This window comes from Methylobacterium sp. Gmos3, from assembly GCF_056430985.1.
The window spans coordinates 29,513-54,229 of sequence record NZ_JBWJYL010000002.1 but is presented as its reverse complement, the minus strand read 5'-3'; the positions used below and the strand labels follow the sequence as shown (position 1 = coordinate 54,229).

Genomic DNA, 24,717 nt, shown 5'->3' with positions numbered 1-24,717 from the left:
CATGGCCCGGATCCGCGCCATCGACGGAGCGCCGCCGCGTGCCGTCGATGGTCCCTGGCGGATGCTCGCCACCGAAGCCGGCGCCTGCGCCGGGCCGGGCGACATCGCCATGCGCGACGGCTGGATCTCCGCGTCCGTGCCGGGCACCGCCGCCCAGGCGCTCCGCGACGCCGGCCTCTGGCGCGAGGATGAGCCGGCCCCGCTCCACGACAAGGACATCTGGTACCGCGCACCTCTTCCCGGATCGGGCCGGGAACGCCTGCGCTTCGAGGGCTTGGCGACCAACGCCGAGATCTGGCTCGACGGGGCGCTCCTCCTCGCAACCGATTCGATGTTCCGCCCCTTCACCGTCGTGGCGGATCTGACCGAGAGCAGCGAACTCACGCTCTGCTTCCGCTCGCTCGCCGCATCGCTGGCGAAGCCACAGAAGCGCGGGCGCTGGCGGCCCCGCCTCGCCACGCCGGGCTCGCTGCGCAACGCCCGAACGACCCTGCTCGGCTTCATGCCCGGCTGGTCTCCGGTGATCGACCATGTCGGCCCGTTCCGGCCGGTGCTCCGCGAGCCGGTTGCCCCGCCTGAGGCCGACCTGCGCGCCAGCCTCGACGGCACCACCGGCCGCCTCGTGGTCCGCCTTCACCTCCCCGGCGGCGAGGGGAAAGCCCTGCTCCGCTGCGATGGTCGCGAAGTCGCGCTCCGCGAAGAAGCACCCGGCCGCTTCTCCGGAGAACTCATCCTCCCGGACATCGCCCCCTGGTGGCCGCACACCCATGGCGAGCCGCACCTGCACGCGGTGGAAGCCGAGATCGGCGGACACCGCTTCGACCTCGGCCGGGTCGGCTTCCGCGCGATCACCGTGACGCGCCCCTTCGAGGAGGGCTTGAGCCTCGCCATCAACGGCGTGCCGATCTTCTGCCGGGGCGCCCTGTGGACGCCTGCCGATCTCGTGGGCCTCTCCGGCGACCGGGACACCTTACGCCCGCTCCTCGACCTCGCCCGCGAGGCCGGGGTGAACATGCTGCGCGTGCCCGGCATCACCCTCTACGAGGCGGATGCGTTCCACGACCTCTGCGACGAGTACGGCATCCTGGTTTGGCAGGACCTGATGCTCGCGAACTTCGACTACCCGCACGACGATCCCACCTTCCGCGATAGCCTCGGCGCCGAGATCGCGGCGTTTCTCGACCGCACCCAGACCTCTCCCTCGCTCTGCGTTCTCTGCGGCGGCAGCGAGGTGTGGCAGCAGGCTTCGATGCTCGGGCTTCCGCGCGAAACATGGTCGGGCGGCTTCCCCGCCACGACGCTGCCCGCCCTCGTGGCCGACAAGCGGCCGGACCTGATCGTCGTGCCGAATTCGCCCTCCGGCGGCGATCTGCCGTTCTCGGTGGATGCTGGCGTCGCGCATTACTTCGGCGTCGGAGCCTACCTGCGGCCGTTCGAGGATGCCCGCCGGGCTGAGGTGGGTTTTGCCAGCGAATGCCTCGCCTTCGCCAACGTGCCGGAGCCCGAAAGCCTGCGCCGTGCCGGCCTCACCGATCCGAACGATCCGCGCTGGCCCGCAGGTGTGCCCCGCGACCGGGGCGCGGACTGGGATTTCGAGACGGTGCGCGACCATTACGTCGCCACCCTCTACGGCGCCGACCCGGCGCGGCTGCGCCGCGATGATCCCGAACGCTACCTCGCCCTTGGCCGCGCGGCGGTGGCCGAGTGCATGGAGGCCACCTTCGGCGAATGGCGCCGCGCCCGCTCGCGCACGATGGGCGGGCTCGTCCTCTCCTGGCGCGATCTCGCCCCCGGCGCCGGCTGGGGTGTGATCGCAAAGGACGGGTTGCCGAAATCGGCGTGGTACGCCCTGAAGCGTGCCTTCCGCCCGGTCCAGGTAACGATTTCCGACGAAGGCCTCAACGGGCTGCACGTCCACGCCCTCAACGAGACGTCCGATCCGGTTGAGGCCATCCTGCGCCTCGCCTTCCTCGATGCCGCCGGAAAGGCGGTGGTGAAGGCCGAGCGCGCCGTCACCCTGGCTCCGCGCGGCGACCTCACCCTCACCTCCGCCGAGATGCTCGGCCGGTTCTTCGACGCGACCTGCGCCTATCGCTTCGGCCCGGCACAGCATCGCCTCGCCCACGCCGTGCTGCTCGATGACCGGGGGGAATGGATCGCGGATGCCGTCCACTTCCCCGCCGGCCGGGAGATCGCGCCCGCGCCGACGGGCCTTGCAGCCGAACTCGCCGAGGGGCCGGAAGGCTGGATCTTGAATCTCTCGACCGCGCGCCCGGCGCTCTCCGTGCAGATCGACCTGGCAGGGCAGGGGCGGCCCGCCGAGAACGGGTTTCACGTCATGCCCGGCCTGCCCCGCAGGGTCGCGCTCCTCGGCCTCGCCGGCCGCCCGCAGGGCTGCGTGCGCGCCCTCAACGACGACGACGTGGTGAGGATCTGACGCGATGACGCTCGCCCGACCCGACACGGATTTTGCCATGTCGACACCGATCCCCGCCATGCCCGTCACTTTCGACGGCCTGCTCGGCTGGTACGGCGCGGGCGTCTCGCGGCGTGGCGTCGTGCTCTGCGGCACGCTCGGCTACGAGCAGATTTCGGCGGGGCGCGGCTGGCGTCGTCTCGCGGCCGACCTCACCACCGCCGGTCATCCGACCTTGCGCTTCGACTATCCCGGCGAGGGCGATTCCGCCGACCCGGCTTCAGTCGACACCGAGACCCTGGTGGCCTCGATCCGCAACGCGGTGCGCTTCCTGCGTGAGCAGGGAGGCGCCGAGGAGATCGTCCTCGTCGGACTGCGCCTCGGGGCGACCCTCGCGACCCTCGCCGCCGAAGAGGGCGGCATCGACCGGCTGGTGCTGCTCGCGCCCTTCGCCTCCGGCCGCGCCTACCTGCGCGAGATGACGATCCGCACCAAGACCATCGACCAGCTGCCGGATGGCCGCCCCTTCCCGCAGGATCCGGCATCGCCGGTCTTCGGCGGTTTCCGCCTGCCCTCCAGCCTGCTCGCGAGCCTTGCGACGATCGACCTCGCCAAGCTTCCGCCCGCTCCGGTGCCGGACGTGCTCCTTCTCGGTCCCGACCCGGCCGGTCTCGCTGTGCGCCTGCGTGCGGGGGGGGGCATCGTCACCGCCGGGCCTTTCCCCGGCCTCGCGCCGTTCCTGTCGAACGCCCTGATCTCCGAGACTCCCACGGAGGTCTTCGCCACCGTTGCCCGCTTCATCGCGCAGAACGCTCCCGCCGCGCTCAACGCGCCGCGCCTCGCGCCGCCGCCAGCGCCGATCGCCGGCCCCGGCTGGCGTGAGAGCGTGACTCGGTTCGGCGACAATGTCGGCATCGTCTGCGCTCCGGCGACGCCCGCCCCGGATAGCCCGGCCGTGCTGTTCCTCAATTCCGGGGTGAACCCGCGCTCCGGTTACGGGCGCCAAACCACGGACCTCGCCCGGCTCCTCGCCGCCGAGGGTGTCCGCTCGCTACGCATGGACCTGCGCGGCGTCGGGGATGCGGCGGACCGGACGGACGGTGCGCCGCCGCTCTACAATCTCGACGCGCTCGACGAGGCCCGCGCCGGCATCGACCGCCTGGACGACGGCAATGGTGTCCTCGTCACCGGCAATTGCAGCGGCGCCTATCTCGGCTTCCACCTTCTCTGCACGGATTCGCGCGTCCGGGCGGGCGTACTCTCGAACCTCTACTGCTTCGATTGGGACCCGGCGACCGACCTCACGGCGGCCCTGACCCCGGGCTTCCGCAGTCCGGCGGCCTATGCCTCGCTGCTCAAGCAGAAGGACGCATGGCGCCGCGTCCTGCGCGGCGAGGTTAAGGTCGCTGCCATCGCCGGTCGCCTCGCCGCGGTGGCACTGGGCCGTCTGCGCCAGATCGCGGGGAAGCTGATGCAGCCCTTTCCCTCCGCGACGAGCGTCGCGGGCCGGGTCGCCGCTCTGCGCAAACGCAACGCCTCCCTCGTCCTCGTGTTCAGCGAAGGGGAAGCGGGTCTCGGTGAGGTCGCCCTTCATCTCGGCCGCTCACCGAAGGCCGTCGCCAAGCGCCTCGGACAACCGATCATCATGCTGCCGGATACCGACCACAACCTGAGCACCGAAGGCGCTCAGGAGCGGATGCACCGGATCATCACCGACACGCTCGCCGCCGCGCGCCGCTGATCTTCCTACCAACGCATTGAGGTTCGCCGCCGGCCGGGACCGCGTTCGCCAAAACCTACGATACGAAAAACCCCGCCCGGCTCAGCAGCCGGGCGGGGTTCGTTTTAGTGCCTTGCCGAGGGGCTTACGAGCAGCCGGTGGTGCCGCCGCAGGTGTCGCACTTCAGGCAGGTCCCGTTGCGCACGAGGGTGAAGTTCGCGCATTCCGGGCAGGCCTCGCCGACATAACCCTTCATCTTCGCCTCGGCCCGGCGATCCTCCACCGTGCGCGTCGGCGCGGTGAAGGGCAGGGTCTCGGCGATCTGCGCCGTTTCGACTGGCTCGGCTTTCAAGGCCGTGGCGCCGCGCATGGCGTGGACCGTGCCGCCGGAGGCCGCCGGGGAGACGGCAAGGGTCGCCCCCGCCGGGCCGCCCTGGATCACGGTCAGCCGGTCGGCCGAGCCGCGCAGCAGGCCGCGCGACACGATGGAGGCTGCCGAGGTCGACTTCGGGCCCTCGCGGGTGGTGTCGCCCGCCTCACCGCCGCCGAGCACCGTGTTGCCGATCTCGTTGGGGTTGACGTGGGCGAGGTCCGTGCGGCCGAGATACGAGATCGCCAGCTCGCGGAACACGTAGTCCAAGAGCGAGGTCGCGTTCTTGATCGCGTCGTTGCCCTGCACGAAGCCCGACGGCTCGAAGCGCGTGAAGGTGAAGGCCTCCACGAACTCCTCCAGCGGCACGCCGTACTGCAGGCCCAGCGAGATCGCGATGGCGAAGTTGTTCATCAAGCTGCGGAAGGCGGCGCCTTCCTTGTGCATGTCGATGAAGATCTCGCCCAGGCGTCCGTCGTCGTATTCGCCGGTGCGCAGGTAGACCTTGTGGCCGCCCACCACCGCCTTCTGGGTGTAGCCCTTCCGCCGGCCGGGCAGCTTCTCCCGCGAGCGGATGCGCTCGACCCGCTCGATCACCCGCTCCACGATCCGCTCGGCCGCCGCAGTCGCCTTGGCTGCCGCCGGGGCCTGGACCAGGGCCTCGATCGCCTCGTCGGCATCCTCGTCCTCGTCCGCGATGAGCGCCGAGTTGAGGGGCTGCGACAGCTTAGAGCCGTCGCGGTAAAGGGCGTTCGCCTTGAGGGCGAGGCGCCAGGATAGCAGGTAGGCCGCCTTGCAATCCTCGACCGTGGCGTCGTTCGGCATGTTGATCGTCTTGGAGATCGCCCCCGAGATGAACGGCTGGGCCGCCGCCATCATGCGGATGTGGCTCTCCACCGAGAGATACCGCTTGCCGATCCGCCCGCAGGGGTTGGCGCAATCGAAGACCGCGTAATGCTCCGTCTTCAGGAACGGCGCGCCTTCCAGCGTCATCGCCCCGCAGACATGGGTGTTGGCGGCCTCGATGTCCTTCTTGGAGAAGCCCAGGAACGGCAGCAGCTCGAAGGTCGGGTCGGCGAGCTTCTCGGCCGGGACCTTGAGGGTCTGGGTCAGGAAGTCGTCGCCGAGCGTCCAGCGGTTGAACACGAACTTGATGTCGAAGGCCGACTTCAGGCCCTTCTCCACCGACGCGATCGCCTCGTCCGTGAAGCCCTTGGCGCGCAGCGTCGTGGGGTTGATGCCGGGCGCCTGACCCATCGAGCCGTGGCCGACCGCGTAGGCCTCCATCTCGGCGATCTCGCTCTCCCGGTAGCCGAGCGCGCGCAGGGCATCCGGCACGGCGTTGTTGATGATCTTGAAGTAGCCGCCGCCCGCGAGCTTCTTGAACTTCACCAGGGCGAAGTCGGGCTCGATGCCGGTGGTGTCGCAATCCATCACGAGGCCGATCGTGCCGGTGGGCGCGATCACCGTCGCCTGGGCATTGCGGAACCCATGCTCCTCGCCGAGCGCGAGCGCCCGGTCCCAGGCGGCGCGGGCGTGCTGGCCCAGATCGCCCTGCGGGATGTTGGCATGGTCCAGCGGGACCGGCGCGATGTTTAGGAACTCGTAGCCGTCCGCCTCGCCGTGAGCCGCCCGGCGGTGGTTGCGGATCACCCGCAGCATCGCGTCGGCGTTCTCGTCGTAGGCCGGGAAGGCGCCGAGTTCGGCCGCCATCTCCGCCGAGGTCGCATAGGCGACACCGGTCATGATCGCGGTGAGGGCGCCGGCCAGGGCCCGGCCCTCATGCGAATCGTAGGACAGGCCCATCGTCATCAGCAGGCCGCCGATATTGGCGTAGCCAAGGCCGAGCGTCCGGTAGCGGTAGGACAGCTGCGCGATCTCGCGGGACGGGAACTGCGCCATCAGCACCGAGATTTCGAGCGCCACCGTCCAGAGGCGGTTGACGTGCTCGTAGCCTTCTACGTCGAAGCGCTTCGACTCGCGGTCGTAGAGGGTCAGCAGGTTCGTGGAGGCGAGGTTGCAGGCTGTGTCGTCGAGGAACATGTACTCGGAGCACGGGTTCGAGGCCCGGATCCGCCCGCCCGCCGGGCAGGTGTGCCAGTCGTTCATCGTCGTGTTGAAGTGCAGGCCCGGATCCGCCGAGGCCCAGGCCGCCTCGCCGATCTTCTCCCACAGGTCGCGCGCCTTCAGGGTCTTCGTGACCTTGCCGGTGACGCGGGCGGTGAGGTTCCAATCCTTGTCCTCATCGACGGCGCGGAGGAAGCCGTCGGTGAGCGAGACCGAGTTGTTCGAGTTCTGGCCGGCGACCGTGAGGTAGGCCTCCGAGTCCCAATCGGTGTCGTAGACGGGGAACTCGATCTTGGTGAAGCCCTGCTTGGCGAACTGCACGACGCGCTTGATGTAGGAATCAGGCACCATCGCCTTGCGGGCGGCCTTGATCTCGCGCTTCAGCGCGGGGTTCCGCTCGGCATCGAAGCAGGCATCGCCCTCGGCCTCGCACTGGGTGCAGGCCTTCATGACGGCGGTGAGGTGCTTGGAGACGACCTTCGAGCCCGTCACCAGCGCGGCGACCTTCTGCTCTTCCTTCACCTTCCAGTCGATGAAGGCCTCGATATCCGGGTGGTCGATGTCGACGATCACCATCTTGGCGGCGCGGCGGGTGGTGCCGCCCGACTTGATGGCGCCCGCCGCACGGTCGCCGATCTTCAGGAAGGACATCAGGCCGGAGGACTTACCGCCGCCGCCGAGCTTCTCGTTCTCCGAGCGGAGCATGGAGAAGTTCGAGCCGGTGCCCGAGCCGTACTTGAACAGGCGCGCTTCGCGGACCCACAGGTCCATGATGCCGCCCTCGTTCACGAGGTCGTCCTGTACCGATTGGATGAAGCAGGCATGCGGCTGCGGGTGCTCGTAGGCACTACCCGAGCGGGTCAGCTCACCCGTGCGGTAATCGCAGTAGAAGTGGCCCTGGCCCGGCCCATCGATGCCGTAGGCCCAGTGCAGGCCGGTGTTGAACCATTGCGGCGAGTTCGGCGCCACCATCTGCCGGGCGAGCATCGCGCGCAGCTCGTCCATGAAGGCCGAGGCGTCTTCCTCGGACGAGAAGTAGCCGCCCTTCCAGCCCCAATAGGTCCAGCATCCGGCCAGACGGTCGAACACCTGCGTCGCGGAGATCTCGGAGCCGAAGCGCTCATCCTCGGGCAGGTCGGCCAGCGCGGCCTCGTCGGGCACCGAGCGCCACAGGAAGGAGGGAACGTCGTTCTCCTCGATCTTCTTCAGGCGGGCGGGAACACCGGCCTTGCGGAAGTATTTCTGAGCAAGGACATCGCTCGCGACCTGGCTCCAGCTCTCGGGCACGTCGATGCCGTCGAGACGGAACACGACCGATCCGTCCGGATTGCGGATCTCACTCAGCGTCTTGCGGAACGCGATGGCCGCGTATGGCGATTGCCCAGCCGTAGTGAATCGACGCTCGAACCGCATAAGTCACACCTCTCCCGACGGGGCGCATGGCCCCGGTCCCGCCTGCGGCGGGGGCAGCGGTTCCGACCCGGCCCGCACTGGGCACGGTTCGGTCCCGCGACGTTGATTCTAGAGACGGGGGCGGCCCACTAAACGCCGTGACCGAGAGGGCACCACCATGTCCAAGAGATTAACGCCGACCCGCCTTTCACGTCAACAAGTGGTGTGCGGGCGGAAGGTTTCCCGCTACATCTTGTGGTGTGAGGAAAAACCCTGTGGATATCCACCGAGCTTGGCCTAAGTGCCCTTTCGGCGTCGAGGATTTCCGCCGGGATTATTTTACGTCCACATGGCACCGCAGGCCGTCGCGGAATTCGCAGCCGGCCACCGTGGCATCCGTGCGACAGGTCCGCTCATCGCCACGCGGCACTGGACTCACGGGCGCCGCCTGCCCATAACCGCGTCCGACGCGCCTCCGGGCGCGGTCCAGACCGGATCCGGTGATGGCACTGAAAGACACCCTGCTGCGCATCTTCACGTGGTGGAACGGGCAGACCGTCTCGGTCGCCGTCGATACCGCGCGCTCGGGCATCTTCGTCGGCGAGGACGAACTGGGGAACAAGTACTACAAGGCGCAGGGCGTGCTGATCGACCGCTCGGTCGGCAGCGAACGGCGCTGGGTGGTCTACAACGGCTATGCGGATGCCTCGAAGGTGCCGCCCGGCTGGCGCGGCTGGCTCTGCCACAACGTCGACGTGGCGCCGAGCGAGGAGCAGTACACGCCCAAGCCCTGGCAGAAGCCGCATGTCGAGAACCAGACCGGCACGGCCAACGCGTACCGGCCGCAGGGTTCGCAACTCTCCTGGGGCTCGCGTCCCGCCGCGACGGGCGATTACGCGCCCTGGTCGCCGGAATAGGGCCGGGCAGCGCCCTTTTGCCGCCACCGTTGCGGTGTTGAACCGGGCGCAATTCGCTTAGCCCAGACCGCCGAAAGGCAGACGCCTTGAGCCGCACCCTCTCCCGCGCCGTCCGGGCGCTCTGCTTCGGTGCCGCGTGTCTCGCGGCCGTGCCGGCATTCGCCGACAAGATCAAGAACCCGACGGCGGTGTTTTCCGGCCTCGACAAGATCACCGGCCGCATCGTGTCGTTCGAAGTCGCCGTGGACGAGACGGTCCAGTTCGGCGCCCTGCAGCTCACCCCGCGCGTCTGCTATTCGCGCCCGCCCACCGAGCCGGCCAAGACCACGGCCTTCCTCGAGGTGGACGAAGTGACCCTCGACAACAAGTACCGCCGCATCTTTACCGGCTGGATGTTCGCGTCGAGCCCCGGCCTGCACGCCATCGAGCATCCGATCTACGACGTGTGGCTCGTCGATTGTAAGGGCGGCAGCGACGTGATCGCCGAGGCGAAGGAGCAGGAGGACGTGACGGCCGTGGCGGCGAAGCCCGAGAAGTCGGGCAAGCGCAAGGACGCGACGAAGACCGCCCAGCAGGTCAACTCGGCCGGGCAGGTGGACGTGGAGGCGCCGCGCGGCGTTCCGGTCCAGCCGAAGCAGAAGCCCTCGCGAAAGTTCTTCCCGTCGAACGAAGGCCCGGCGCCGGCTCCGCCGCCGCCTCAGCCGCAATCGATCTTCGACGCGATCTTTCGCTGATCTCTCGTCTTTGCGAGCGTAGCGAAGCAACCCAGGGGCGAAGGGCCGCCTTCCTGGCTTGGCGCTTCCCTGGATTGCTTCGCTACGCTCGCAATGACGGCGGGAGGCGGATCATTCCGGGCTTTCGAGTGCCAGCAGCGCCTGCTCTCCGCTGACGCTGCCGTCCCCCGGCCAGATGTCCCAATCCGCCTCGCCGTCCAGCGCTGTGGCGAGCCTGCGCTTGTAGGCGTGGCGGGGAATCTCCTCAGCGCCGAACTGGGCGAGATGGTCGGTCACGAATTGCGTGTCGGCCAGCCGGTAGCCGCCCGTCCTCAGCCGCGCCATCAGGTGGACCAGGGCCACCTTCGAGGCATCGCGGGCGAGGTGGAACATGCTCTCCCCGAAGAAGGCCGCGCCGAGGGAGACGCCGTAGAGCCCGCCGACGAGGCGCTGCGTGTCGCGGGCATAGACCTCGATCGTGTGGACGTAGCCCTCGTCGAACAGGGCGCCGTAGAGGTCGCGGATACGCCCGTTGATCCAGGTGCGCTCGCTGTCCCGGCGCGGCCCGGCGCAGCCTTCGATCACGCCGCCGAAATCGGTGTCGGAGCGGACCTCGAACACGTCCGAGCGGACGGTGCGGGCGAGGCGGCGCGGGATGCGGAACCCATCGAGGGGCAGGATGCCCCGGGCGCGCGGCTCGACCCAGTAGAGCGTCGGATCGTCCGCATCCTCCGCCATCGGGAAGATCCCGGCGGCGTAGGCTTTCAGCAGGATTTCGGGCGTGATGTCGATACGGGCGCCGTCATGCATGGCGGAAATGTCGCCCGCCGCCGCGCGAAAGGCCAGAGGCCCGGGCGCCGCGCGGCGTCAGGTCTTGAGAGCGCCGCTGGCCAGGGCCGTTTCCAGCCAATGGATGTCGTACATCCCGTTCTGCACGTCCTGATTGCGGACCAGGGCCCGGAACAGGGGCAGCGTGGTGTCGACGCCGTCGATGACGAACTCGTCCAGCGCCCGGCGGAGGCGCATCAGGCACTCGTTCCGGGTGCGGCCATGGACGATCAGCTTGCCGATGAGCGAATCGTAGTTCGGCGGGATGCGGTAGCCCTGGAAGGCGGCCGAATCGACGCGAACTCCGAGGCCGCCCGGCGGGTGATAATAGGTGATCAGCCCCGGTGACGGCCGGAAGGTCTCAGGGTCCTCGGCGTTGATGCGGCACTCGATGGCGTGCCCCTCGACCTTGATGTCGCCCTGCGACACCGACAGGGGCGCGCCCGCCGCGACCCGGATCTGCTCGTTCACGAGATCGATGCCGGTGATCATCTCCGTCACCGGATGCTCCACCTGGATCCGGGTGTTCATCTCGATGAAGTAGAAGCGGCCGTCCTCGTACAGGAACTCCACGGTGCCGGCGCCGAGATAGCCGAGCTTCTGCATGGCGTTGGCGCAGATGCCGCCGATCTCGGCGCGCATCGCCTCGTTCAGGGCCGGCGAGCCGCCTTCCTCCCAGACCTTCTGGTGGCGGCGCTGGAGCGAGCAATCGCGCTCGGCGAGGTGAACGGCGCCGCCGTTGCCGTCGCCGAGCACCTGGACCTCGATGTGGCGCGGCTTCTCGAGATACTTTTCGAGATAGACAGAATCGTCGCCGAAGGCGGCTTTCGCCTCGGAGCGGGCCATGCCGATGGCCTGATCCAGATCGGCCTCGGTGCGGGCGACCTTCATGCCGCGACCACCGCCGCCGGAGGCGGCCTTGACCAGCACCGGATAGCCGATCTCGGCCGCCACGCGCTTGGCCTCGTCGCCGGTCTCGACCCCGCCCTCGGAGCCGGGAACGCAGGGAATGCCGAGCTTCAGCGCCGTGCGCTTCGCCTCGATCTTGTCGCCCATGATGCGGATGTGTTCCGCCTTGGGGCCGATGAAGCCGATCTCGTGGTGGGCCAGCACCTCGGCGAAGCGGGCATTCTCCGAGAGGAAGCCGTAGCCGGGATGGACCGCATCCGCCCCCGTGATCTCGCAGGCCGCGATGATCGAGGGGATGTTGAGGTAGCTGTCGCGCGCGGCGGGCGGGCCGATGCACACGCTCTCGTCGGCGAGGCGCACATGCATCGCATCCGCGTCGGCGGTGGAATGGACCGCCACGGTGGCGATGCCGAGTTCCTTCGCCGCCCGCAGGATACGCAGCGCGATCTCGCCCCGGTTGGCGATCAGGATCTTGTCGAACATGGCGGCTGCTTCCCGGGGCGTCAGGCGATGACGAGGAGCGCCTCGCCGAACTCGACCGGCTGGCCGTCCTCGACGAAGATCGCCGTCACGGTGCCGGCTCGGGTCGCGACGATCTCGTTGAAGGTCTTCATCGCCTCGATCAGCAGCAGCTTGTCACCGACGTCGACCCTTGAGCCGACATCGATGAAGGCCTTCGCCTCGGGCGACGGACGCAGGTAGGCGGTGCCGACCATGGGGGAGGGCACCGTGCCGGGCTCCGTGCGCGCGGGCTCGGCCGGGGCCAGGGCCGCGGGCATATGCATCGGCGCGGGCGCCGCCGCCGCGATGGGTGCGGGCGCCGCGACCTGAACGGACACGGGCTCGATCCGCCGGACCACGCGGATGCGCAGGTCGCCCTTCTCGACCTCGATCTCGGAGAGACCCGTCTCCGTGACGAGGTGGGCGAGCTCGCGGACGAGCTCGGGATCGATGGAGTCGTGCTTGGGCATCCGGCCTTCTTCGTCTGGCATCGGGTCCGATGTTCCGGCGGGCGGGGCTCAGGCTCGACCGGGCGCCGGAAGGCACCGCGGTTCGCCGCGGGCGCCCGTGGTCTTAGACGACGATGCCGCCCCGCGACAAGACGCGATGAAAGGTTGTTGCGTCGATTGCCTCAGCAGGAGGCGTGGCCGCACTGGCGGACGTCGGAGATGGTCTTGCGCATCGGCTCCACGCCGACCGCGCCGGGGATCACCTCGTCGCCGACGATGAAGGCCGGCGTGCCGGACAGGCCGAGGCGATCACCCAGGCCGCGATTCTCGGACAGAGCCGCCTTCACCTCGGGGGAGGCCATGTCCTTCTGCAACTTGGCGGTGTCGAGGCCCATCGACTTGGCTACCTCGAGGGCCTTGGCGCCGTTCACCCGGCCTTTCGTTTCGAGGAGCTTCTGGTGAAAGTCGAAGAGCTTGTCGCCCTTCAACTGCTGCGCGACGGCCACGGCGACCTGACTCGCTTCGAGCGATTCCGGGCCGAGGACGGGAAAGTCCTTGATGACGACCCGAAGCTTCGGGTCCGACTTGATGAGCGCCTGGACATCGCCAAGGGCCTTCCGGCAATAGCCGCAATTGTAATCGAAGAATTCCACCAGGGTGACGTCGCCCGTCGGGTTGCCGCCGATCACGTCGTGCTTGCCGTTCACGAGCATCTCGCGGGATTCCTTGAGCGCGGCGGCCTGGGCGAGGCGCTGCGTCTCGACCTGCCGCTTCTCGGCCTCGGCGAGGGCATCCTGCAGAACCTCGGGGTTCTTGATCAGGTAGTCCTTGATGATCCCCTCGATGGCCGAGCGCTGCGCGTCGGTGAAGGGCGCGGCGGCTTCCTGCGCCAGGGCGGTGGCGGAAGCGCCGAGGCTCAGCGCGAGCGCGAGAGCAGGAAGAGAGCGGGAGAAGGGCATGGATCCTCGCGGGACGCGGGCGTCTGACAGGCGCGAGCCTATTGCCCGAGGGTTTGGCGTTTTCACGGCGCGCGGTCAAATAGCCGGTCTGCGCCCGACGGGCGCGCGAACCTGATTGGTCCCATGCCGCATCCATCCCGCCGGGCCTCGGCCGTCGCACCGTTCATGGTCATGGACGTGATGAGCGCCGCCGCCGCGCGGGAGCGTTCGGGCCTCGATGTGGTCCATATGGAAGTCGGGCAGCCCTCGGCCGGCGCGCCGCGTCCGGTGATCGAGGCCGCGCGGCAGGCGCTCACCCTCGGGCGCGTGCCCTATACGGAGGCGCTGGGCCTGCCGGCTCTGCGCGAGCGCATCGCGCGGGACTACAGGTCGCGCTACGGTGTCGCGGTGGCACCCGAGCAGGTCGTGGTGACGACGGGCTCCTCGGCGGGCTTCCTTCTGGCCTTCATGGCGCTGTTCGATGCGGGCGACCGGGTCGGCGTGCCGCAGCCGGGCTACCCGGCCTACCGCAACATCCTCGCGTCGCTGGGCGTCGAGCCAGTGCCGATGGTGCTGCGCGACGAGGACCGCTTCGCCCCCACCGCCGGCCTGCTACAGGCCACCCACGCGGCGAACACCCTGAACGGCGTGTTGGTGATGAGCCCGGCGAACCCGTCCGGCACGGTGATCGCGCCCGAGGCGCTGGGCGACCTCTGCGCCCGCGCCCGCAGCCTCGGCCTGCCGCTGATCTCGGATGAGATCTACCACGGCCTCACCTACGGCGCTCCGGCCGCCACCGCGCTCCAGTTCGAGCCGGATGCGGTGATCATCAATTCCTTCTCGAAGTATCATTGCATGACCGGCTGGCGCATCGGCTGGATGGTCGTGCCGGAAAGCCTGCTGCGCGCCGTCGAGCGGCTGGCGCAGAACCTCTACATCTCGGCACCCTACCTCTCGCAGGTCGGGGCGCTCGCCGCCTTCGACGCGACCGAGGAATTGGAGGCCGTGCGCGAGGGCTATGCCCGCAACCGCGCGATCCTGCTCGATGCCTTCCCCGGTCTGGGCCTCGGCAAGGTCCATCCGGCGGATGGGGCGTTCTACATCTACGCGGACGTGTCGAACCTGACGAACGACGCCGCCGGCTTCTGCCGCCGGATGCTCAACGAGGCCGGCATCGCCTCGACGCCCGGCCTCGACTTCGACCCCGCCGCCGGGGGCCACCATGTGCGGTTCTCCTTCGCCGGATCGGAGAAGGATTGCCGCGAGACGGTGGCCCGGCTCAGGACGTGGCTGGCCTGAGCCCGGTCAGGCTGCGCGCACCAGCGAGGTGACGGCCTCGTGCAACTCCGAGAAGTGCTCGATCACACGGTCGGGTCCGAGCGCGGAGACGTGCGTGTCCGTGTAGCCGAAGGTGACGGCCACGACCGGGATGCCGGCGGCCTTCGCCGTGTCGATGTCGGTGCGGGAATCACCCACCATCACCGCGCGGGCGGGATCGCCGCCGGCACGCGCGATCGTGCCGGTGAGATGGCGCGGATCGGGCTTCGATTGCGGAAACGTGTCCCGACCGCAGATGGCGGCGAAGCGATCCGCGATGCCCAGCAGGCCGAGGAGCTTCACCGACTGGCCCTCGTACTTGTTGGTGCAGACGGCGAGACGGAAGCCCGATTCCTCCAGCCGGTCCAGCGCCGGCACGACGCCCTCGAACAGGTGCGAGGAATCGGCCAAGTGCTCGCCGTAATGGGCGATGAAGTCATCGAACAGCCGCTCATGCTCGGCCGGGCCGATCTCGCGCCCCTCGGCCTCGAAGCCACGCTTGATGAGAGCCTTCGCGCCCGCGCCGATCAATTCCCGCGCCTGCGAGAGCGGCAGCTCCGCGAGCCCCTCGCGGGCAAGGAGCACGTTCAGCGTGCCGATCAGATCGCCGGCGGTTTCGGCGAGGGTACCGTCCAGATCGAACACGGCGATGGGCGGGGCGGCCATGGCAAAATCCGTTATCCAGGGAATCGCGTCTGGCTATCCGCCCCCCGACCCACCGGCAAGGGGCGGCGTGCCTAAGACTTGCCCGAAACCTCAGCGAGAGCGGAGGTCTCCCTCCTGCGGATGTATCATGCGCCCTCTCCTGCCGACGCTCCTCGTCTGCGCCTCGCTGCACGCCCTGCCGGCCCTGGCGTCGTCCTACGAATTCGTGCCCGCACCCCAGACCGATCTGAACCGCATGTACCGGGTCGACAAGGTGACCGGCGAAGTCACCTCCTGCCAGTACGGCCTCCAGGAATCGGGTGGCGGCATCGGCCAGACGGTGTGCTTCGGCGCCGGCGAAGGCGCGGGAGCGCAGCCGCCCTCCGAGTACGGCCTCGTGGCCAGCCGCCATGCCCGCGAGGCGGGCGTGTTCCGGGTCAACTACCGCACCGGCGAGATGAGCATCTGCTTCGTGCTGGTGAAGAAGGAGCAGGTGGTCTGCACCCAGCAATCCCGCCCCGGCGCCGAGGCGCAGGACGGTTCGCCCGTCCCGTCCATCTCCGCCGGAAGGCCGGGGACCAGCGCCACCCCTCCACAGGGCGGCCGTCCGTGACGGTCACGGTGCGCGAGTCCCGTTCCTGTCCGGCGGCCGGCGTGGTAGGGGCGCGGTGAATGTCCCTCAGGGCCAGCCCGACCATGCGCGCCTATTCCCCCGTCGAAACCTGCCGGAGCCGCCTGCCATGAGCGGCCCCGACCTTCGCCGGGCCGCCGCCGCCCGCGCGCTCGAAATGGTTCGGCCGGGAATGCGCTTGGGTCTGGGCACCGGCTCGACCGCTGCGGCCTTCGTGGAGCTTCTCGGCGCGAAGGTCCGCGACGGGCTCGACGTGATCGGCGTGCCGACCTCGGAGGCGACGCGAAAGCAGGCCGAGGGCCTCGGCATCCGCCTCGCCACCCTGGACGAGCTTCCGCACCTCGACCTCACCATCGACGGGGCGGACGAGGTCGACGGCAATCTGCGCCTCATCAAGGGCGGCGGCGCTGCGCTGCTGCGGGAGAAGATCGTCGCCTGCGCGAGCGAGCGGATGGTGGTGATCGCGGACGCCGCCAAGTACGTCGCGACGCTGGGCGCCTTTCCGCTCCCCATCGAGGTGAACCTGTTCGGCCTCACCGCGACGACCCATGCGGTGGAGGGGGCAATTGCCGCCGCCGGTTGCCAGGGGCCGGTCGCCCTACGCCTCGGGCCGGACGGGCAGCCGGTGAAGACCGATGGCGGCCATGTCATCCTCGATGCCAAGCTCGGCCGCATCCCTGATCCCGAACGGCTCGGCGCCGCCCTCTGGTCGGTGCCCGGCGTGGTGGAGCACGGCCTCTTCCTGGGGATCGCGACCGCCGCCATTCTCGCCGCCGATGTCGGCGGACAAGCCGAAGTGACCGTGCTCGGTCGCCTCGGCTGAACCCATTCTCGAACCGACAGGACCCATCGATGTCCCGCCTCCTCGCCGCGCTGGTCGGCCTCACCCTCGCGGCTCCCTGTCTGCCGGCGCTCGCCCAGGCCAAGAAACCGGCCGCCCCGACCCCGGCGGCCAACACCCCAGCCGGGCCGACCTACAGCGCCAACCATCTCGCGCTCGCCCGCGAGGTGATGCTCTCCTCCGGTATCGCCCGCTCGTTCGATTCGATCATCCCGTCCTTCGCGGACCAGATCCGCAAGCAGGCCATCACCCGGCCGGAGCTTCAGAAGGACCTCGATGAGGTTCTGGTCGCCCTGCAGCCGGAGATGGAGTTGCAGAAGCAGCGGATGATTGACATCGCCGCGCGGACCTATGCGGCGAAGTTTTCCGAGGCCGAACTGACCGATATCGCCAACTTCTTCCGCTCGCCCGCCGGCAAGCGCTACGTCGAGATGCAGCCGGCCCTCTTGGACGAGATGGTCCGGGCGATGCAGGGTTGGACGGAGGAAGTCTCGGAATACATCATGATCCGCGTCCGCGCGGAATTGGGCAAGCGCGGCCACCAGCTCCAGTAAGCCGCCATGCACGCGGCACGGCCGTTCTACGCCCTCGGCGGGGCGGCCCTGGCGCTGCTTCCGCTGGCGATGGTGCTCGCCAACCGGTCGAGCCCGGTCGTCATGGCCATCGCGGCGCTCGCCTTCCTGGCCGGGCGCTGGCGCGAGGGGAGGGGCGAGACGCCATCCCTGCTCGTCGCCCCCCTCAGGACACCGCTCGGTCTCGCCGCCCTGGCCTTCCTCGGATGGGGGCTGGTCTCGCTCGCTTGGAGCCCGTTCCCCGCGCTCTCGCTGCGCGTGCTCGGCGAGTTTTTGCCTACGCTGCTTGCGGCCTACCTGCTGGCGCGGCTCGCGCCGGGGCGAATCCCTGAATTCGCGTTGCCGCTCGGCTGCTTCGCCATCGTCGCCTCCGGCCTGTTCATCGCCGTCGATCTGGCGCTCGACCTGCCGGCGGAACGGATGCTCGGCACCCGCGTGGCAGCCTTCGTCTTCAACCGTCCTGCCCTGACCCTCGATCTCGTCGCGGCGCCCCTCGCGCTCCTCCTGTGGCGGGCTCGGATGCGGCTCGCCGCCCTCGCGACGCTGGGCTTCGCGGGTCTCGGCATCCTGCGCTCGATCAGCGGCGCGGCCATGATGGGGCTCATGGCCGGGCTCGCCATGGCGGGCTTAAGCCGGGTGCTGCCGCGAGGCGTCGGCGTGGCCGTCGCAGGGTTGGGCCTCGGCCTCGCCGTGGCGCTCGCGCCGGTCGAGGGGGACCTCCTCGCCAAGCTGATGCCCGAGGCGGCGCACGAGCAGCTGACACAATCCTCGTCGCGGGCGCGGGTCGCCATCGCGCGCAGCTTCGGCACGGCGGTCGCCGCCGCGCCCTGGCGCGGGGCCGGCATCGGCACCAGCGCACGCTTCGCCCAGACCCCCGTGGCGGGACGGGTGGCGCCCGACATGCGGACCCTTCTCGCCGTCGGCCACCCGCACAACAGCTTCCTGCAGGTCTGGGCCGAACTCGGCGTGCCGGGGGCGTTCCTCGCGGCGCTGGTCCTGATGCTGATGCTCGCGCGGTTGAGCGTCCTGCCGCCGGCGGATCTCGCCGTGGCCCTCGGCCTCGTCGCCTGTTCGGCCTCCATCGCCTTCGTTGAGCATAACGGCTGGGCCGGATGGTGGACGGCCGGGCTCGGTGCTGCCATCACCTGGGCGCGGGCGGCCCATGCCCATTCCCGACCCTCCGCGACGGATCTGCCGCTATGAGCTTCGACGTCGATCTCTTCGTCATCGGTGGCGGCTCGGGCGGAGTGCGCGCGGCACGGATCGCGGCCGGCTACGGCGCCAAGGTCATGCTGGCCGAGGAATACCGCGTCGGTGGCACCTGCGTGATCCGGGGCTGCGTGCCGAAGAAGTTGATGGTCTATGCCGGCCGCTTCGCCGACGAGTTCGAGGACGCCGCGGGGTTCGGCTGGACGGTGGAGAAGCCGCGCTTCGACTGGTCCGTGCTGAAGGCGAGACGGGATGCCGAGGTCACGCGGCTCGAAGGCATCTACGACGTGAACCTGATGCGGGCGGGCGTCGAGATCGTCACCGAGCGGGCGGTGATCGAGGATGCCCATACGGTCCGCCTACTGACGTCGGATCGCCGCGTGCGCGCGGAGCGGATCCTCGTGGCGGTGGGCGCGCATCCGGTGAAGGAGCCGGCCGTGCCGGGGGTGGAGCTGGCCATCACCTCGAACGAGGTGTTCGAACTGGAGAGCCTGCCGGAGCGCATCCTCGTGATCGGCGGCGGATATATCGCGGTCGAATTCGCGGGTGTGTTTGCGGCGCTCGGGAGCCGCACCACGCTCCTGCACCGGGGCGACAAGCTGCTGCGCGGCTTCGACGACGAGGTGCGCGACGCCCTCGCCGACGCCTATGGGAAGCGGATGGACCTGCGCCTCGGGCGCACCCTGAGCAGGATCGAGCGGTCCGGTTCCGGCCTCGCCGCCACGCTGGACGATGGCAGCGTGATCGAAGCGGACCAGATTCTCCTCGCCACGGGCCGCAAGCCGAATATTGGCGGGCTGGGCCTCGACCGGGTGGGCATCGTGCCCGATGCCGCTGGGGCGATCCCGGTGGATGAGTTCTCACGGACCGGCGTGCCCTCGATCTTCGCCGTGGGCGACGTCACGAACCGAGCCAACCTCACGCCGGTCGCGATCCGCGAGGGCCATGCCTTCGCCGACACCGAATTCGGCGGCAAGCCGACCAGCGTCGATCACCACCTCATCCCCACGGCCGTGTTCTCGACGCCTGAGATCGGCACCGTGGGTCTCAGCGAGGCGGCAGCGCGCAGGACCTTCGACCGGATCGACGTCTACAAGGCCTCGTTCCGGCCGATGAAGGCCACCCTGTCGGGCCGCGACGAGCGGGTGCTGATGAAGGTCATCGTCGATTGCGCGACCGACCGGGTGGTGGGCGTCCATCTGTTCGGACAGGATGCGGGCGAGCTGATCCAGGCGGTGGGCATCGCCGTGACGATGGGCGCCACCAAGGCGGATTTCGACCGCACCATCGCCGTCCACCCCACCGCCGCCGAGGAACTCGTCACCATGCGGGTGCCGGCCGTGACCAAGCATCCGGTGGGAGTCGGTTGACCCTTTCCGGAGCGACGCGGAACGGAAGCGGCATCCTAGGCCTCGACGCGGTGCGCCCCTGAGCCATATCAGGCGGATGGGCAAGCAAGGCTCTGGCGACGGAAAGCGCGACGATGCCCACGAGCGGCGTCAAGCGATCATAGACGGCCTTCTGGCCGATGCCCTGCGGCCGGCTTTCACGTATCGCCTGCCGAGCCAGGATGCGCTGCCGGCTGACATCAGGCGGGCGATCGACAGGCTGCTGGCGAAGGCCGAGGCGCAGCGCAGCCGCTGCCTGACCTACGACGACCTCGAGGAGGCGCTCCCGCCCCGGGACGTGTCGGCGGAGGATCTGGAAGCGATCTTCTGGATCCTCGCCGAGCACGGAATCGAGGTCGAGGACGGCGAGCCCGGCCTCTAGCGCAGCCCCCTCGCGATCCGTGAGGAATGTCTCTATAAGCCCCCATCCGCGCGAAGGGCGCGGCCGCACGAACGAGGTGCGTGGAGAGGAATCATGGGCGAGCGCTGGACACCGACGACGTGGCGGAACCTGCCGATTCAGCAGGTGCCGGCCTATCCGGACGCCGCCGCCCTGGCTGCCGTCGAGACTCAGATCGCCAGCTTTCCGCCGCTGGTTTTTGCAGGTGAGGCCCGCAAGCTGAAGGCGGCGCTGGCCCGTGTCTCAACCGGTGAGGCCTTCCTGCTCCAGGGCGGCGATTGCGCCGAGAGCTTCGACGAGCACTCCGCCGACAACATCCGCGATTTCTTCCGCGTGTTCCTGCAGATGGCGATGGTGCTGACCTTCGCGGGCGGATCGCCCGTGGTGAAGGTCGGGCGCATCGCCGGGCAGTTCGCCAAGCCGCGCTCGTCCCCGAACGAGACGCAGGGCGACGTGTCACTGCCGAGCTACCGCGGTGACATTGTCAACGGCATCGGCTTCACGGAAGAGGCCCGCATCCCGGATCCGCGCCGTCAGCTCGAGGCCTACCGGCAATCGGCGGCGACGCTGAACCTGCTGCGCGCCTTCGCGACCGGCGGATACGCCAACCTCGAGAACGCGCATCGGTGGATGCTGGGATTCGTGAAGGATTCGCCGCAATCCTCGCGCTACCAGGACGTCGCCTCGCGCATGACCGATGCGCTCGGCTTCATGCGCGCCATCGGCATCAACCCGGAGACGCACCAGGAGGTGCGGACCACCGATTTCTACACGAGCCACGAGGCGCTGCTGCTCGGCTACGAGCAGGCCCTGACCCGCGTCGATTCCACGAGCGGCGATTGGTACGCCACCTCCGGGCACATGCTGTGGATCGGTGATCGCACCCGCCAGCCCGACCATGCCCACGTGGAATACGCGCGCGGCATCAAGAACCCGATTGGGCTCAAGTGCGGGCCGTCGATGACGGGGGAGGGGCTGATCAAGCTGATCGACCTCCTGAACCCGGAGAACGAGCCCGGCCGCCTCAGCCTCATCTGCCGCTTCGGCGCGGACAAGGTGGGCGAGCACCTGCCGAACCTCGTTCGCGCGGTCGAGCGGGAAGGGCGGTCGGTCGTGTGGGTGTGCGATCCGATGCACGGCAACACGATCTCGGCGGGCGGCTACAAGACCCGTCCGTTCGACCGGGTGATGCAGGAGATCGAGGGCTTCTTCGGCGTCCACCGCGCCGAGGGCACGATTGCCGGCGGCATCCATCTGGAAATGACCGGCAAGGACGTGACCGAGTGCACGGGCGGCGCCCGCGCCCTGACGGCCGACGACCTCAGCGACCGCTACCACACCTACTGCGACCCGCGCCTCAACGCGGAGCAGGCCCTGGAGGTGGCGTTCCGTACGGCCGAACTCGTGAAGCGCGAGCGGGCCGATCTCGACACCCCGCGCCTCGACGCGGCGGAATGAGACGAAGGCCGGGTGACGAGCCCGGCCTTCCCTCTCTTTGTCAGGCGATGGCGCGCGTCGCGCCGTTCCAGCGGGTGATGAGGCCCGGCACCTCGGTGATCGGCACCGGGCGGCTGAAGAGATAGCCCTGCACCTCGTCGCACCCTTCGGCGCGCAGCCGTGCAAGCTGCGCTTCCGTCTCGACGCCCTCCGCCGTGGTCGTCATGCCGAGGCTGGCGCCGAGGCTGATGACGGCGCGGACGATGAAGTCGGTGCCGTCCTCCTCGCAGAGGTCGCGGATGAAGGACTGATCGATCTTGATCTTGTCGAAGGGGAAGCTGCGCAGGTAGCTCAGCGATGAGTACCCGGTGCCGAAATCGTCCATCGACACGCGCACGCCGAGGCCTTTCAGGCTGTGCAGGATTGCGGTGGTGACACCCGGATTGGCCACGAGGACCGATTCGGTGATCTCCAGTTCCAGTCGCCGGCCGGGGAGGCCGGTGTTGCGCAGGGCGTCGCGCACCGCCGAAACGAGGCTCGCGGAGGTGAACTGCACCGCGGAGACGTTCACGGCGATCTTCAACCCTTCCGGCCAGCGCGCGGCATCGGAACAGGCCTGCGCGAGCACCCATTCGCCGAGGGGCACGATGAGCCCAAGTTCCTCTGCAAGGGGAATGAACTCGGCCGGCGAGATGAAGCCGCGCACCGGATGCTTCCAGCGCAGCAGGGCCTCGAAGCCGCAGATCCGCTCGGAGCCGAGGCTGTAGATCGGCTGGTAGTAGACCTCGAACGCCTTGGTCTCCAGGGCGGTACGCAGGTCGCTTTCCAGAATGCGGCGGGCTTGCAGCCGGGCATCCATATCCGGCTCGAAATAGCGGAACGCGCCGCGCGCTTCGGCCTTCGCGCGGGCGAGCGCGACGTCGGCATTCTTGAGGAGCTTGCCCGAGCTCGTGCCGTCGCCGGGCGCGACGGTGATCCCGATGGTGACACCGACGCAGGCGGTCTGGTTCGAGAGGACGTAGGGCGCCTTCACGACATCGATGATACGCCGGGCGAGGACGGCGGCATCCTCCGGCCGCTCGACGGCGCGCTGGACGACGACGAACTCGTCGGCGCCGATGCGGGCGACGCAATCGATCTCGCGCACGCAAGCGCTGAGGCGATTTGCGACGGCCACCAGCAGCTCGTCGCCCACGGAGTGGCCGAACGTGTCATTGATCGGGCGGAAATCGTCGAGGTCGAGGGCGAAGATCGCGAAGCCCTGGTCCCGCCCGGTCTGGGCGATGGCCGAGTTGATCTGCTGTTCCAGGGCGATGCGGTTCGGCAGGCCGGTGAGCACGTCGTGATGCGCGAGGAAGGCGATGCGCGCCTCGGCGTGGCGGCGCTCAGTGACGTCTTCGTAGGTCGCCACGAAGCCGCCATCGGCGGTGTTCCGGCGCTCGACGGCGATGACCTTGCCGTTCGGCAGTTCATCGATGACGGGGAAGGACAAGGGGCCGTTCGCGGCGTCGCGATCACCCTGCGACGCGTCGAGCAGGACGCGGCCGGCATCGCCGTTGCGCGAGACGCTGACCGCCAGGACCTGCTGCGCCGTCATGCCCGGCGCCACCGCATCCGGGGGCAGGCCGTAGATCTGTGCGTAGCGGCGGTTCACCACCATCAGACGGTTGTTGGCGTCGAACAGGCAGAGGCCCTGGGACATGTTGTCGAGCGCGGCATCCAGGCGAAGATTGGTCTCGCGAAGCTGGGCTTGCTGGGCTCTCTCCAAGCTGATGTCGCTGCACACGGCCACGAAGCCGCCGCCCTCGGTGGCGCTGCGGCTCACGCGCAGCCAACGGCCGTTCGAGAGGTGGAACTCGCCGTCGCCGGACAGGGCTTCGCGGCAGCCGGCATCGTCCGCGACACGGCCCTGGGTGCAGAGGCCGTCGAAGAACTGGATCGCCATCGGGTTCGCGAAGGCGATGCGACCGGAGGGATCGACGACGATGACGCCCTCCCGCGAGCTTTGCAGGGCGTCGGTCAGGAGCCGTTCCGCCGATTGCCGCTGGCGGACTTCGCGCTCCATCATCGCGCGGATGTTGTCGCGCATCGCCGCCATGGAGCGGAGCAGGCTGCCGAGTTCGTCGCGCCCGTCGGTGGGAATCGAATCGTCGAGGTGGCCGCCCGCGATCCGCTGAGCCGCCAGCGAGGCCGAGACGATCGGCCCGCGGATGCGACGGTGCAGCAGCCATGCGATGACGGCCGAGCCGAAAAAGGCGAGCGCCGCCGCCGCCATGTTCAGGCGCAGCTCGCTGCCGACCGCCATCCGCGCCGCCTGGCGGAAGGTGAAGCCGTCGCCGGCGGTGTAGTTCACCAGCATGTCGAGCTGGGCGTCGATGGCATCGGCTTGGTGATCGAGGGCGTCCCACCGCTCGGGCCGAACCGAGGAGAGATCGCCGAAGCTGCGCCGGATATCGTCCCAGGCGGCAACCCCGGATTGGACGGCGAGCGCGGCACGCACGGCCCGATCCGATTGGGAGCGCTCGACCGCGATCGTCAGATCCTCGGCGAGGGTCGTGTGCAGTTCGGTGATCTGTGCGTCGAGCTTGGCGATGGCGGCCTTGTCGCGCGTGAGACCCTGGCGGGCGAAGGCCGCGCGCATCTTGGCGAAGTCGGCCGCCGTGGCACGCGCGTAATTGATCGACATCAGTGACTGGTCGTACGTCCGCCCGACGAGGTCACCGACATGGGCGATGGCGACGATGGCATAGAAGCCAAGTCCGCCGGACAGCAGGCTCATCACGAAGAACGCGATGAAGATGCGCGCTTTGATCGTTGCGGCGAAGGCGCCGAGAGGCGAGCTCCGCCTGTGAGCGGAAGCCCTGGCCTTCATCGGGAATGCGACCTCAAAATATTGCATCTCACCGGGTCACCACTCGGTCCGCGTGGTCGATCCTATGGGCCACATCTTAAAGTGTGATTAGCTGAGCGTTTCATTGAATTGAGAAAGTGGCACGTCAGCCGCGCCCTTGCATCACGAAGGCAAGCAGCGCCGGTCGTTCGACCAAGCAAAAGCTT

General features: G+C 69.0%; 19 protein-coding genes. 12 read left to right on the top strand and 7 right to left on the bottom strand.

Features of this window, described 5'->3' with window-relative positions:
* Window position 1 precedes the first annotated feature (1 nt).
* Window positions 2-2,437: a glycosyl hydrolase 2 galactose-binding domain-containing protein gene (locus ACS5Q7_RS03670; RefSeq protein WP_478338074.1), complete on the top strand. Its 2,436-nt coding sequence runs from the start codon at window positions 2-4 to the stop codon at window positions 2,435-2,437.
* Window positions 2,438-2,474: 37 nt separating this feature from the next.
* On the top strand, window positions 2,475-4,157 hold the full coding sequence (locus ACS5Q7_RS03665) for an alpha/beta fold hydrolase (RefSeq protein WP_478338073.1): 1,683 nt from the start codon (window positions 2,475-2,477) through the stop codon (window positions 4,155-4,157).
* Window positions 4,158-4,281: 124 nt separating this feature from the next.
* Here the strand turns inward: ACS5Q7_RS03665 and ACS5Q7_RS03660 are convergent, their stop codons facing one another.
* A complete protein-coding gene (locus ACS5Q7_RS03660; RefSeq protein ID WP_478338072.1) occupies window positions 4,282-7,986 on the bottom strand; it encodes a vitamin B12-dependent ribonucleotide reductase in 3,705 nt (1,234 codons plus the stop codon).
* Window positions 7,987-8,468: 482 nt separating this feature from the next.
* Here ACS5Q7_RS03660 and ACS5Q7_RS03655 point away from each other — a divergent pair, with 482 nt between their 5' ends.
* Both ACS5Q7_RS03655 and ACS5Q7_RS03650 read left to right on the top strand, forming a co-directional pair.
* On the top strand, window positions 8,469-8,882 hold the full coding sequence (locus ACS5Q7_RS03655; protein WP_478338071.1) for an NADH:ubiquinone oxidoreductase subunit NDUFA12: 414 nt from the start codon (window positions 8,469-8,471) through the stop codon (window positions 8,880-8,882).
* An 86-nt stretch (window positions 8,883-8,968) separates the two neighbouring features.
* A complete protein-coding gene (locus ACS5Q7_RS03650) occupies window positions 8,969-9,616 on the top strand; it encodes a DUF2155 domain-containing protein (protein ID WP_478338070.1) in 648 nt (215 codons plus the stop codon).
* 111 nt (window positions 9,617-9,727) lie between these two features.
* Here the strand turns inward: ACS5Q7_RS03650 and aat are convergent, their stop codons facing one another.
* The 4 genes from aat to ACS5Q7_RS03630 form a co-directional block, all read right to left on the bottom strand.
* On the bottom strand, window positions 9,728-10,405 hold the full coding sequence (gene aat, locus ACS5Q7_RS03645) for a leucyl/phenylalanyl-tRNA--protein transferase (protein ID WP_478338069.1): 678 nt from the start codon (window positions 10,403-10,405) through the stop codon (window positions 9,728-9,730).
* Between the two features lie 57 nt (window positions 10,406-10,462).
* Window positions 10,463-11,815: an acetyl-CoA carboxylase biotin carboxylase subunit gene (accC, locus tag ACS5Q7_RS03640; RefSeq protein WP_478338068.1), complete on the bottom strand. Its 1,353-nt coding sequence runs from the start codon at window positions 11,813-11,815 to the stop codon at window positions 10,463-10,465.
* Between the two features lie 20 nt (window positions 11,816-11,835).
* Window positions 11,836-12,303, bottom strand: coding sequence for an acetyl-CoA carboxylase biotin carboxyl carrier protein (gene accB, locus ACS5Q7_RS03635; protein WP_478338067.1), 468 nt, complete (start codon window positions 12,301-12,303; stop codon window positions 11,836-11,838).
* A gap of 161 nt (window positions 12,304-12,464) precedes the next feature.
* The gene (locus ACS5Q7_RS03630; RefSeq protein ID WP_478338066.1) at window positions 12,465-13,241 is read right to left on the bottom strand and encodes a DsbA family protein; all 777 of its coding nucleotides are present in this window, start codon (window positions 13,239-13,241) and stop codon (window positions 12,465-12,467) included.
* 123 nt (window positions 13,242-13,364) lie between these two features.
* On the opposite strand from ACS5Q7_RS03630, the gene ACS5Q7_RS03625 reads away from it, so the two are divergent.
* The gene (locus tag ACS5Q7_RS03625; protein WP_478338065.1) at window positions 13,365-14,519 is read left to right on the top strand and encodes a pyridoxal phosphate-dependent aminotransferase; all 1,155 of its coding nucleotides are present in this window, start codon (window positions 13,365-13,367) and stop codon (window positions 14,517-14,519) included.
* Between the two features lie 6 nt (window positions 14,520-14,525).
* Here ACS5Q7_RS03625 and ACS5Q7_RS03620 read toward each other — a convergent pair whose 3' ends face one another.
* Entirely contained in the window at window positions 14,526-15,203 is a 678-nt protein-coding gene (locus tag ACS5Q7_RS03620) for an HAD-IA family hydrolase (protein ID WP_478338064.1), read from the bottom strand.
* Window positions 15,204-15,330: 127 nt separating this feature from the next.
* Here ACS5Q7_RS03620 and ACS5Q7_RS03615 point away from each other — a divergent pair, with 127 nt between their 5' ends.
* From ACS5Q7_RS03615 to ACS5Q7_RS03585, 7 genes are all read left to right on the top strand, one after another.
* Window positions 15,331-15,795: a hypothetical protein gene (locus ACS5Q7_RS03615; RefSeq protein WP_478338063.1), complete on the top strand. Its 465-nt coding sequence runs from the start codon at window positions 15,331-15,333 to the stop codon at window positions 15,793-15,795.
* A gap of 127 nt (window positions 15,796-15,922) precedes the next feature.
* Window positions 15,923-16,636, top strand: coding sequence for a ribose-5-phosphate isomerase RpiA (gene rpiA / locus ACS5Q7_RS03610; protein WP_478338062.1), 714 nt, complete (start codon window positions 15,923-15,925; stop codon window positions 16,634-16,636).
* Between the two features lie 29 nt (window positions 16,637-16,665).
* Window positions 16,666-17,208, top strand: coding sequence for a DUF2059 domain-containing protein (locus ACS5Q7_RS03605; protein WP_478338061.1), 543 nt, complete (start codon window positions 16,666-16,668; stop codon window positions 17,206-17,208).
* 6 nt (window positions 17,209-17,214) lie between these two features.
* Entirely contained in the window at window positions 17,215-18,429 is a 1,215-nt protein-coding gene (locus ACS5Q7_RS03600; RefSeq protein WP_478338060.1) for an O-antigen ligase family protein, read from the top strand.
* Window positions 18,426-19,805, top strand: coding sequence for a glutathione-disulfide reductase (gene gor, locus ACS5Q7_RS03595; protein WP_478338059.1), 1,380 nt, complete (start codon window positions 18,426-18,428; stop codon window positions 19,803-19,805). The genes ACS5Q7_RS03600 and gor overlap by 4 nt, the downstream gene beginning before the upstream one ends.
* A gap of 76 nt (window positions 19,806-19,881) precedes the next feature.
* Window positions 19,882-20,205: an RNA polymerase sigma factor region1.1 domain-containing protein gene (locus ACS5Q7_RS03590; protein ID WP_478338058.1), complete on the top strand. Its 324-nt coding sequence runs from the start codon at window positions 19,882-19,884 to the stop codon at window positions 20,203-20,205.
* Between the two features lie 93 nt (window positions 20,206-20,298).
* Complete coding sequence (locus tag ACS5Q7_RS03585) at window positions 20,299-21,681, top strand: class II 3-deoxy-7-phosphoheptulonate synthase (RefSeq protein WP_478338057.1); 1,383 nt, start codon at window positions 20,299-20,301, stop codon at window positions 21,679-21,681.
* Window positions 21,682-21,721: 40 nt separating this feature from the next.
* Here ACS5Q7_RS03585 and ACS5Q7_RS03580 read toward each other — a convergent pair whose 3' ends face one another.
* On the bottom strand, window positions 21,722-24,439 hold the full coding sequence (locus tag ACS5Q7_RS03580) for an EAL domain-containing protein (protein WP_478338056.1): 2,718 nt from the start codon (window positions 24,437-24,439) through the stop codon (window positions 21,722-21,724).
* Window positions 24,440-24,717 lie beyond the last annotated feature (278 nt).